This window comes from Acinetobacter sp. CY79 (assembly GCF_059515845.1).
Genome location: NZ_JCAKMY010000001.1, coordinates 173,208 through 185,631 on the forward strand (window position 1 = coordinate 173,208; position 12,424 = coordinate 185,631).

8 protein-coding genes are annotated in these 12,424 nt (G+C 39.1%); 3 read left to right on the top strand and 5 right to left on the bottom strand.

Translation table 11 applies throughout. The features are described 5' to 3' along the window. Window positions 1-114: 114 nt before the first annotated feature. Window positions 115-1,020, top strand: a complete 906-nt coding sequence (gene htpX, locus AC5YCE_RS00870; RefSeq protein ID WP_496125048.1) for a protease HtpX — start codon at window positions 115-117, stop codon at window positions 1,018-1,020. A 150-nt stretch (window positions 1,021-1,170) separates the two neighbouring features. On the opposite strand, the gene AC5YCE_RS00875 is transcribed toward htpX, so the two are convergent. From AC5YCE_RS00875 to AC5YCE_RS00885, 3 genes are all read right to left on the bottom strand, one after another. Then, window positions 1,171-1,752, bottom strand: a complete 582-nt coding sequence (locus tag AC5YCE_RS00875; RefSeq protein ID WP_496170456.1) for a DUF4112 domain-containing protein — start codon at window positions 1,750-1,752, stop codon at window positions 1,171-1,173. A gap of 264 nt (window positions 1,753-2,016) precedes the next feature. Beyond that, complete coding sequence (gene mgtE, locus AC5YCE_RS00880) at window positions 2,017-3,366, bottom strand: magnesium transporter (RefSeq protein ID WP_496170458.1); 1,350 nt, start codon at window positions 3,364-3,366, stop codon at window positions 2,017-2,019. A gap of 262 nt (window positions 3,367-3,628) precedes the next feature. Then, window positions 3,629-6,727, bottom strand: coding sequence for a multidrug efflux RND transporter permease subunit (locus AC5YCE_RS00885; RefSeq protein ID WP_496125051.1), 3,099 nt, complete (start codon window positions 6,725-6,727; stop codon window positions 3,629-3,631). A 403-nt stretch (window positions 6,728-7,130) separates the two neighbouring features. On the opposite strand from AC5YCE_RS00885, the gene AC5YCE_RS00890 reads away from it, so the two are divergent. Continuing rightward, window positions 7,131-8,291 (top strand): glycerophosphodiester phosphodiesterase, encoded by a 1,161-nt coding sequence (locus AC5YCE_RS00890; RefSeq protein WP_496170478.1) that lies wholly within the window; start codon window positions 7,131-7,133, stop codon window positions 8,289-8,291. Between the two features lie 94 nt (window positions 8,292-8,385). Here the strand turns inward: AC5YCE_RS00890 and AC5YCE_RS00895 are convergent, their stop codons facing one another. Next, entirely contained in the window at window positions 8,386-9,654 is a 1,269-nt protein-coding gene (locus AC5YCE_RS00895) for an MBL fold metallo-hydrolase (RefSeq protein WP_496170460.1), read from the bottom strand. A gap of 113 nt (window positions 9,655-9,767) precedes the next feature. On the opposite strand from AC5YCE_RS00895, the gene AC5YCE_RS00900 reads away from it, so the two are divergent. After that, window positions 9,768-10,142 (top strand): diacylglycerol kinase, encoded by a 375-nt coding sequence (locus AC5YCE_RS00900; RefSeq protein ID WP_496170462.1) that lies wholly within the window; start codon window positions 9,768-9,770, stop codon window positions 10,140-10,142. 87 nt (window positions 10,143-10,229) lie between these two features. Here the strand turns inward: AC5YCE_RS00900 and AC5YCE_RS00905 are convergent, their stop codons facing one another. Then, window positions 10,230-12,185, bottom strand: coding sequence for a YadA-like family protein (locus AC5YCE_RS00905; RefSeq protein ID WP_496170464.1), 1,956 nt, complete (start codon window positions 12,183-12,185; stop codon window positions 10,230-10,232). Between the last annotated feature and the right edge of the window lie 239 nt (window positions 12,186-12,424).

The window sequence follows — 12,424 nt, forward strand, 5'->3', positions numbered from 1 at the left end:
TTTGTTTTATATTTGAATTTAGCGCTTGAATTTTTAGCCACTCGAACGCATATTTACACATAGATTTTCGATTTGAAAATCAAATTATTACTAATTTAAATGAGGATTTTCTCGATGATGCGGATTGGTTTGTTTTTGCTTACCAACCTCGCGGTACTGGTGGTAGCTGGCATAATTTTGTCACTCTTCGGTGTCGGTAGTTACCATGGCGCAGGTGGCCTAAACTTAGGCAGCTTACTCGTATTCTGTTTAGTCTTTGGTATGGTTGGCTCTTTAGTCTCTCTGTTCATGTCTAAATGGATTGCGAAAAAAACAACTGGTACAGAGTTAATTGATCCAAATGCTCCACGTAACCAAGCCGAAGCATGGTTATTGAATGAGGTTGCACAGTTAGCACAACGTTCAGGGATTAAAATGCCTGAAGTGGGTATCTTCCCTTCGTATCAATCTAATGCTTTCGCAACAGGTTGGAACAAGAATGATGCATTAGTTGCTGTGTCTACCGGTCTACTTGAACGTATGAACAAAGACGAATTACGTGCTGTCCTTGCGCACGAAATTGGTCACGTGGCAAACGGTGACATGGTTACCCTTGCACTGGTTCAAGGCGTAGTCAACGCTTTCGTGATGTTCTTTGCACGTATCGTCGGTGACTTTGTTGACCGTAATGTATTTGGTCGTGAAGAAGGTGAAGCACCAGGTTGGAGCTACTTCTTAATCACCATCGTTCTGGATATCGTATTTGGTATTTTGGCTTCTGCAATCGTGATGTGGTTCTCGCGTTACCGTGAATACCGTGCCGATGAAGCGGGTGCACGTTTGGCGGGTAAAGAAGCGATGATTTCTGCACTATTGCGTCTCCAAGCTGAATCAGAAATGCCTGATCAAATGCCGAAGGAAATGAAAGCTTTTGCAATTTCTGCAGGTCGTGAAGAAGGATTTAGCCTTGCTGCGCTATTCCAAACTCACCCATCTATTGAGCAACGTGTCGCTGCACTTCGCCAGCTTGATTGCCATTAAGATTGATAAAAAATGAGTTTTTAAAAGCCTCCTTCAAGGAGGCTTTTTTATGTATAGATACAATCCATTTTGACAATTTTTCTCAATGATCCTTCATATTGAAGATCACATTAATAAAAACTTTTAAGCATGTTAATTATTAGCTGAGATTTAAACACCTATACCTTGATACCATTGCCATAACCAACTTGCCCCGAGCCAAATGGCAAAAGCAAACATCGCTAAAAATAATGTGCCTAAAATATCTGGAATATGAATCCAAATCCAAGCCACAGCAGGATTACGCCAAAAAGCTGAGTCTTGCTGTTTCTGTTCAAGTTTTTCATGTAAAAATGGATGTACCACATGATGATCGGTTTGCACATTGTACTCTTCACGAATATGATCATGCACCACAGCTAAAGCCTTGCGACTTGGCCGAATAAAAATATCAAAAATAGTGCCTGCTACAGGTATAAAACCGACCACTGCATCCATCGCCGCCAATTTGATCACCCCATTCAATTTATGTTGTGGTACACCGATCTGTTTGGCTTTTACTACGGCGTAACACGTCAGGACAAAACCTGCGATGTCTCCTGCAATAGGAATAGTACTCAATGCAGCATCTGCACCCACTCCTTGCTTGGTAAAAGGAATACGGACAACAGAATCCATCATATTGGCAAATTTAGCCAAATCACGTTCTAAGCGGATCACTTCAGCTTGTGATAATTTTTTTGGTGAAGTCATAAGTTTCTATCTGTGTTGTGATCTGTGTATGTATCCATCTGTAATAGCTTGTTTTTATTGTGCAATCAATATGAGTTTGATTAACAATCATGATCTATACGTGAATTAATTCTTGTTCTATGTTGCTCCTGTTCTGTTTTGCTCGAGTTCAGTGTTGATCTGATGCAGTGTCACTATCATTTTAATGGATCTGCAATTCACCCCTTCTATATCCAATCAGTGCGATAAATACAGCATTAAAAAAATGGGGAATTATTTTAGTCATCAGGCTAAATTCACCAAGAGCTGTGAAGCGATAAATAAATACACCACGACACCAGTTGCATCACAGATTGATGTGACCAATGGGGCAGAAGCACTGGCTGGATCAAGTCCGAGTTTATTTAAAATAAAAGGTAAACTCATACCAATTAAACAACCTAGAAGTACAATTGCCATCATGCTGATCGCAAGCACCAATGCCACCATTTCATCGCCTCGAATATACCCTAAGATCGACACAGCAAATGCCATCGTGCCACCCAAGCACAGTGCAACCAAACTTTCACGCCCTAACAAATAAAACCAATCTTTCAAATGTGCATCACCTGTTGCAATTGCTCGCACCATCAGCGTGGCTGACTGTGATCCTGCATTTCCCCCACTGCCGACCAACAATGGTAAGAAAAAGACTAAGACGATATGTGTAGCAATAATATCTTCATAATGTGAAATTCCGATCCCAGACAATAAACTTCCAAAAACCAAGAGCACCAACCAAAACACACGTTTCTTATAGAGCGAAAAAATAGGCGCAGATTTCAAACTGATATTTGGAGAGGATTCAACTGCACTTCCCTTTAAAGCATCTTCATTGAATTCTTGTTGTAAAACATCCATCGCATCATCATAAGTGACAATCCCTAAGAGATGATCTTCAGCATCGACAATCGGTAATGCGATAAAGTCATAATGACTGAGTTTTTTGGCAATCTGTTCCTGATCTTCATCCACTTGCCCTGTAATGACATGACGATTCATAACATCTGAAATCAATTTTTCAGGGGCTGCTTGGATGATTTCTCTGAGTGAAATGACCCCTTCTAATTGGCGCAATGCATTGGTGATATAAATCAGGTACAAGGTCTCTCGATCAGATGCGACATGGCGGAGTTGATCAATTGCTTGTTGCATATTGAGTTCAGGTGACAAGGTCACAAAATCCGAACTCATGATTGCACCCGCGGACTCCTCAGCATACATTTCTAAGGATTGAATTTCAGCACGTTTTTCTGTATCTAAACCGTTATAAATCAATTGCTGTAAAGATAATGGGAGTACTTTAATCAGATCAACCCGACTGTCTGAGTGCATGTCAGAAATGATCTTAATTAAACGTTGATTCGGAAGATGATTCGCAATATCAGCTTGTTCAGTCAGTGATAAGTATTCAAGTACATATGCTGCATTGGGCATTGATTCAAATAAAGAGACTCTTTGCGATATCTCTAAATTTTTGCTTAAAGTTGCCAAATCTGCTGGGTTAATCTGCCGAGTAATCTCCTGAATAACCGCTTGATCTTGTATGGAAATTGCATGATATAGCGCATTTGATTGTTCTTCTAGATTGATCATTATTATTTTGCTCGACAACAATATTTGCTTAGCTTAAAGCTTTTTAGAATATGACACGAGTCGTGAGTAGTATTTGACGATAAAAAGTAGTATTCGACGATAAAAAATGGTTCATAACTCCTCATAATGATCCATTCAAAAAAAAGGCTAACTCACATTTGAATTAGCCGTTTTAAAAAATGAAAGCAACATTTTAAGCGTTTTAAGAGAAACAGTGCTGGATCTAAAAGTCTGCTCGCTCAGTCAATATCGCTCTCAAAATTTATTCCGATTGAGGTTTTACCTTAAAGATCGAGCGAACCAAAACGTACATAAATGGAATAAACAGAAGAACCAAAACGGTTCCAAAAATCACCCCACCCAATACACTCACACCAATTTCTTGACGACTTGCTGCACCTGCACCACTGGCAAACACCAAGGGAATAATCCCTGCGCCAAATGCTAAAGAGGTCATTAAGATTGGACGTAATCGTAAGCCTGCCCCTTCAATTGCTGCGGCAATCGCTGTTTTACCTTTCTCTTGGGCTAATGCTGCAAACTCCACAATTAAAATGGCATTTTTACATGATAAACCCATGGTCGTCAGCAAGGCGATTTGGAAATAAATATCATTTGGAAAACCAGCCAAAGTACTAAAGATTATATTTCCGCCAATGCCTAGAGGAATCGCTGTGAGGACGACCGTTGGAATAGACCAACTTTCATAAAGTGCCGCTAAGCAAAGAAAAATAAAGGCAATGGAGATGAGATACAGCCAAATTGCCTGACTACTGGATTGATTTTCTTGATAAGACAAACCACTCCAAGCCACACCTAAACCTTCTTGTTGATTCACCATGGTTTGGATATCGCGCATTGCATCACCAGAGCTCACACCTTTCACGGTATCTGCTTCCATTTGCAAAGCGGTATAGCCTTGGAAACGGTTCACCACATCGGGTCCACCACTCCATGTCACTGTCGCAAAATTACCAAATGGCACCATCTGATTTAAATTATTACGCACACTCCACTGATTTAGATCCTCAGGCTTAGAACGGAATTCTGCGTCACCTTGCATCATCACACGCTTGATACGACCACGATCAATAAAGTCATTGATATAGCTTCCGCCCCATGCCGCAGACAAGGTACTATTGATTGCTGATTGGCTAACGCCATTGACCATTGCTAATTTTTGATCAATATTGACTTCTAACTTTGCTTTGTCAGGATTTGATCGTTTGCCTAGATTTTCAAAAGTAGAGAAATTTAAGGCCTTGCCTTCAAGTATGCCAAATTGCGTATCGAGATATCCTCGTCCTTGACCATTTAAATCTTGAATCCAAAACTCAATCCCATCGGTATTGCCTAAGCCATTGACTGATCCAGGCAGACTGATCATGATTCTTGCATTAGGATGATTTTTAAAATGTTCCATTGCTCGTTCACGGATGGCAGCTGCTGAATTTTGAGCATCTGGACGGTCATTCCAGTGTTTTAATGCGACAAACCCTGTTCCTAAATTTTGACCCGTACCTGAGAAATTTCGTCCATAACGGATTTGTACTAAATCAACATTTGCCTGTTCTTTATCTAAAAAGTATTCACGAATTTCTTCACCCACCACACGGCTTTTGGACATCGGTGACCCTTCAGCCAAGCTGAATTGAACACTGATAAAACCTTGATCTTCACTTGGAATAAAACTGGTCGGTAATGATTTATAGATCAAACCAAATGCACCAATCAAACCAACAAAAGCAACAAAGACCACCCATTTCAAACCGAAAGCACGATTCACCACTTTTAAATAATGATGCTTCAAAGCATCCATTTTTTGATTAAACCAAACAGCCCAGCGTTGAGGTTTAGGATTGGGTTTTAAAATGATGGCACACAATGCAGGCGTTAAAACCAATGCGACGAGTAAGGACAATGACATCGCAGCAATTAACGTGATCGAAAACTGTCGATAAATCACACCTGTAGATCCAGTGAAAAAAGCCATCGGAATAAATACTGCCGTCAAGACTACGGTGATCCCAATCAATGCCCCTGTCATTTCTTGCATTGACTCAATCGATGCTTGCTTGGCTGTCAGACCTTTTTCATGCATTAACCGCTCTACATTCTCTACAACAACAATGGCATCATCCACCAGTAATCCAATCGCCAACACTAAAGCAAATAAGGTGAGTGTGTTAATACTCATGCCCACAGCGAATAATACGGCGAAGGTCCCGAATAGTACGATTGGAACCGTTAAAGCAGGAATCAGCGTGGCACGCCAACTTTGTAAAAACAGGAACATCACCAAAATTACAAGGATGATCGCTTCAATCAGTGTTTTCACCACCTCTTTAATCGATTCTTGTACGAATGGCGTGTTATCACGTGGATAAACGATGACATAGCCTTCGGGCAGTTTTTGGCGAATCTTGTCCAGTTCAGCTTTGATCAATGCTGAAGTTTCTAATGCATTTGCACCAGATGACATTGAAACCGCTAAACCTGCTGAAGGTGAACCATTAATAGTATTAAATGCTTGATAATTTTCAGCGCCGAGTTCCACCCGTGCGACATCTTTTAAGTAAACAAATTGACCATTGGCTGTCGCTTTGACAATGATGTTTTTAAACTCATCGACCGTTTTTAATCGAGAGCCTGCGGTCACTTTGGCATTTAAATATTGGTCTTGAACGACAGGTAAATCCCCAATACCACCTGCTGCGACTTGCGTATTCTGTGCTTCTATGGCAGCTCGAACATCACTTGGCATCAGTTGATATTGACGTAAAGAATTGGGATTTAACCAAATACGCATCGCATATTGAGAACCAAAAACATCAACCTCACCCACCCCTTCAATACGTCCAATTTCCTGCTCAATATGATTCGACAGATAATCAGACAGCTCAATATTGTTACTTTTATTGGTCGTGTCATATAAGCCAACCACCATAAAGGTATCACCCAAGGACTTATAAACATTGACGCCTTGTCTTTGTACATCATCTGGTAGTCTATTTAAAATCCCATTGATACTATTTTGAACTTGTACTTGAGCCGTATCTGGATCTGTTCCATTTTCAAAACTCAGACTGATCCGTGCATTACCCGATGAATTACTGGTTGAACTAAAATACAGTAGGTTATCAATACCTTTTATCTGCTGCTCCAACATTTGCGTGACGCTTTCTTCAACGGTTTCTGCATCTGCCCCTGTATATGTGGCAGAGACGGTGATCCGAGGAGGAGCGATATCAGGATAACGTTCAACAGGTAAACTCATGACAGAGAAAATACCCATCGCCATCACAATAATGGCAAGTACCCCTGCAAAGATTGGACGTTCAATAAAAAACTTAGATAGCATCAGATTGGTTCATTAATTAATTGAGGTTAAGTAATCGAGGTTAAGTGTTTCGAGATAAATGAGAATAAATACAAAATATAACAATCACATTGATCTTCTGTGACAACAGTCTAAAACACAATAACTAATAACAGAAATCTTTAATTTTGAACCAATTATGAAGAAATCATGGAGAGCTTATGTCACCATCTTCAAACATTTTGAACATGCCCATTTGAGAGTGTCATCACTTTGCAAAGTTCACATGCTGTACTCGATTCACTTGAAAGCTGGATTCTAACTTTCAGTTTTATTTGTCATTTAACTTTATAACAATAGTGAGATAGTCACGATGAGAACGAGTCACTTTACACAACAACTCACCAGACCTAAATTAATAAAATCCCAATTCTCAACAACAAAGGTGCTGAGCCAAACGCTGCTCAGTTTAGCCATTCTTCCTTTTTTAACAGCATGTCATGATGACGATCATGATTCATTCAATCAGCCGTCCTCACCCTCATCCTATGTTGAACCCCAAATTATTATTGTTGGACATCGTGGGGCAAGCGCGCTTCGACCTGAGCATACTTTAGCGGCGTATCAAAAAGCCATTGATGATGGTGCGGACTTTATCGAACCTGATTTAGTTGCAACTAAAGATGGTTACTTGGTTGCACGACATGAGAATGAAATTGGTGGTACAACCAATGTTAAGACACTGAGCCAATATAAAGATCGTGAAAAAACTAAAACTATCGATGGCAATGAGATCAAAGGTTGGTTTACTGAAGATTTCACGCTCAATGAACTCAATCAAAATATAAAAGCACGCGAAAGAATTGCAGAATATCGCCCTCAAAATGTTCAATACAATGATCAATATTCAATTCCCACACTGGATCAGATTATTGAATTAGCTGAAAACCATTATAAAAAAACGGGTAAAATTATTGGTCTGTATATCGAGACTAAACATCCGACTTATTTCCAAAGTATTGGTTTGGGTTTAGAAGATCCTTTACTGCAAACTTTAGCAAAGTATCCATATACCCGTGAAATTGCTCCGGTCTATTTACAGTCTTTTGAAGTTGCTAATTTGAAATACATGAATGATCAGCTTGATCAACATAAAAGCTTAAAGCATGCAAAAATTATCCAGCTTTTAGACTCGCCGAATAGTGCACCTGCTGACTATGTTAAAAGTGGAAATCCACAAAAATATCTAGACATCGCATTAGCATCAGGCTTAAAGGAAGTAGCAAAATACGCAGATGGCGTTGGGCCGAGCAAAACCTATATTTTTTCGAATACAGACCAAAACACCACTACCAGTTTTGTCAAAGATGCGCATGCTGTGGGTTTAAAAGTGCATCCATATACTCTAAGACCTGAAAATAATTTTTTACCGACTTATTTAAGATGTAGTGAAAACCTAACAGAAGCCTGTTCTAGCGGTTCTCTAAAAGAATTTGAACGTTTTTTTAAGGCTGGAGTTGACGGTGTCTTCACGGATGATCCTGCTTTAGGACGTCGTGCAGTGAATCAATATTTGAAACCCATGGACAATAACGCGGTCAAATAATATAGGTTCATCAATAGGATCTGGAATAAATAAAGCTTCAAAGATAAAGGCGCATAATTTTTAAATTAAGCGCCTTTATTTCATTGCATGACTATTATTTTACTTGTACTGGATGATCTACCCATTGTGAAATTTCCTTTGGAGCAATTTCATTGGGTACAACAACAATAGTCGCTGGTTTTTTACGAAACTCTTCTGGATCTACGAGTTTCGGAGTTGTAGGAGTCACAGGAGTCACAGGAGTCACAGGAGTCACAGGAGTCACAGGAGTCACAGGAGTCACAGGAGTCACAGGAGTCACAGGAGTCACAGGAGTCACAGGAGTCACAGGAGTCACAGGAGTCACAGGAGTCACAGGAGTCACAGGAGTCACAGGAGTCACAGGAGAGCTTATCGCATGCCACTTATATTTCAAATAACCATTGCTCTCGATATAACCAATACCGGGAAATGGTAAATGCGCTGCTGCAACAACTGCTTTTTTAAGCGCCAATTCCTCGAACATACGTTTACGCGTTTCAGCTGCTTTGAGTGCATCAACATCAAACTCTACAGCAAGCATTGGCTGTTCAAACTGTAACTGATGGCTATGAACGACATCCCCTAAGAAAACAAGTTGCTCATTTCCATTCACCAATTTAAAGCTACGATGACCTGGGGTGTGCCCCGCTGAATGAATAACTTCCAGTCCATTAATAATGGCACCATCTTTAAACGTTCTAAATGTTCTATTTTGCTTATAAGGGGCAAGTGCCTTTTCTATTTGAGCAACCGTCGCTTTAAATTTTTCTTGGGAACCAGCAGGTATGGAAGTCAAAGTACTTGGATTTAACCAATACTGAACTTCATCTTCATGCACATAAAGGTTTGCCAATGGGAAAACGGCTAGACCTTCTTTTGCGATACCACACACATGATCAGGGTGTAGATGAGTCAAAAATACGGTTTGAATATCAAAAGGTTTATATCCCGCAGCTTCAATATTTTTAACCATACTTCCCAAGTGTGTACCAAAACAACTTGCAGCTCCACTGTCAACTAACATCACAGATTGACCATCATCAATTAAAAAAGCGTTAATTGAAGTCGGCAATGCCCCTTTAATACCCAATTGATCAAATAATTTTAGACGTTCTTCATTTCCAATATTTTGATTGAAAAGTTCACGACTGAGTTGATTGGTACCATCCAATAAGGCAACAATTTTATATTTGCCAAATTGGTATTGATAAAACCCCTGAGATGCAGATGCAGATGCATTGGCACTTGAAATGGTTGTTGATGCGACATTCGACTGCAATTCAGCTTGCAAAGTTTGTGTTGTGATCACACCCATGAATAAAGCTAAAGATAAGGCTTTCATTAATTCTCTCATTGCACATTATTTATAGTGAGTTTTTGATTAATTCTTTCGATTTAATTGTATTTTAAATTTACTGTACTATTTTGCCTGAAATTTTATAAAAGTTTAAGTATATGAGCGACTATTCTTCACTAAAAGGTAAAACAGGTCTTAAACGGATTATCAATGCTACAGGCTATTCTCTAGCAGGATTTAAAGCGGCTTTTCAACATGAGGCTGCTTTTCGCCAAATTATTCTGATTAATGTGATTTTGATACCCATTACCTTTTTCTTAGATATTTCTCGAATTGAACAAGCTGTGCTGATCGCCGTTTGTTTATTGGCAATAATCGTGGAATTGTTTAATTCTGCCATTGAAGCTGTTGTTGACCGTGTATCACTCGATAAACATCCGCTTTCTAAAAATGCTAAAGATATGGGAAGTGCAGCGCAATTTGTAGCACAAGCTATTATTCTGCTTACTTGGTTATTAATATTAATACCTTAACAAATCATCACTTAACTCTATAAAAAATCCCCGCATAGAGCGGGGATTTTTTGCATTTTACATTCTACATATCAAGCTTGGAAAGTATTATTTTCCGCCAAATACGTATGCAACACCTAGACGACCACCAACTTCGCTACCGCCAGCAACACCAAGTGCACCACTGATAGAAGTACGGCCATCTTTAAGTACTGTAGCAAGACCTAATGCAAAAGCAGATTCGCTTTCGTAATGACCTACACCACCAAATACTGCAGTTTGACCCGCACCAATGTTAGGTACGTTTTGTTGTGCAGCTAAAGCGATTGCTGTACCACGGTAAGCAGTTTTCTCAACGTCATCTACACGAGCGTTCAATTGATCTACACGGTTATTAAGACCTGCAGCAACACCATTGAACTGAGTTAAACGTGAATCAACTTCAACGATTTTTTGGTCAACTTCAGCAACTTTTGCATCAATTGCTTCTGAAGCACCTTCAACTGCAGAGTCAACAGAATCTTTGATGTTGTCAACAATACTTACGCCATTGATACGGAAGTCACCAGAATCTACATAATCAGCAGTGATTGTAGTTTTAGCAGTCGTTGTTTCACCGTCTTTAGTCACAGTTTTAACAACTTCTGTACCATAAACATTTTCAGAACCATTCTTACCAATTACACCGGTAGAAACGTGTTGAGAAGTTTCAGATACTAATTCGCTACTGTTCTGCTTATCAAATTGTTCTGTATCTAAACCAGTACTAGTTGTTACACTTGCATCGATACGATCTTCTTTAGTCGCAACCACTGATTCTTTATAAGTAACATTTTTATTTGTTACAGTATTATGTACAACTGCATTGTTAACTGTACCAGTTGTGAAGTTAGCCGTACCAGTTTTATTATGCGAACCAACTGCTGGAGTTTCACCTGTATATGCAACTAACTTACCAGCAACAACTTCATACCATTGTGTTGTAAATTCTGCACCTGGTACGTCATTATACACTTCTACAAGTTTTTTACCCTGAGTTTGGTAGTGACGAGCTTTTTGTGATACTGAAGTTTCACCACTAGTGCTACGTACAACTACACTTCCGTCAGTTTGTAATGTGCCATTGCCATTGTTTACGCTTAGATCAGCTAAAGCAATACCATTACCTGTCATCATTACAACATTATTATTATCACGTGCACTTACACCATAGATATTTTTAGCTGGGTCTAGGTAAGGATCTGCACCATTAATACCATTTCGATAATCGCCGGTATTCGCAATGATACCAGACTGTACATAACGAATATCATTAGAAACTACACCGTTAACGCCATCAAATATAGCGTCAACTGGTTGATTATTCGCAGTAGGTGTTACAATGTTACCATTCGCAAGACCAGCGATTTTACCTGTTTGACCTTGATAACCGTAAAGTACATGCTCTCCATTGACTATTTTACTTTCATAACCAGTGTTTGTCGTGAAGTCAGTTCCTTCTAATTGACCACCACGCTCTAGCGACCAAACTGATTTATCTTCAATTGCGTCAGCACTAATTTGATTATTAGCAACTAACACATTGTTTGCATTCAACGTAAATGTACCAGGTACATACTGTTGTGATTCAACTTGTTGCAAACGGTAAACAGTAGTGCCATCTTTATTTGTATATTTAAATACGTCGTATTTAAAATCATCTCTACCTGCTTCACCGGTAACTGCCTGTGAACCTAAATCAATACCAACCCAATCATTATTGCGATCAACTACATTTCCTAGAATCGGTAAATAGTCAGACGTAATTCTATTATCGCCTTGCGTATTAGTATTATAAGTAGTCGCTAATTCACTGTGTACTGGAGCATATACAAGATTTGAAGTATCAATTCTTTGACCAGTAACACTATCCACAAAATAATTATCACTGTTCACAAACTTATTATCGACAAGATTTTCTGTCACTTGAACAGGGTTCGCAACTTGTTGAACTACAGCTGCATTCGCTGTTGATACTGCTACTACTGCTAAGCTTGCTGCTAAAAGCGTTTTTTGAAATTTCATAAAATTTCCCTTCAGTTTTTATAAAAAGACTGGCCTACCCTAGGATCGATGTAAACCAGCAAAACTTTGATGAATGTGTGGCTAATTGAGTCGTCTACCAAGTCACATCTCAACCACCAACGTGGCTACGCGCTAATCATATACAAAAAGAAACACTCTTATCAATCAATATTTGATTTAAATTAATATTATTTCACCTTCGTTCTTATTGATAAAAAATTAAATTATATATATCAATT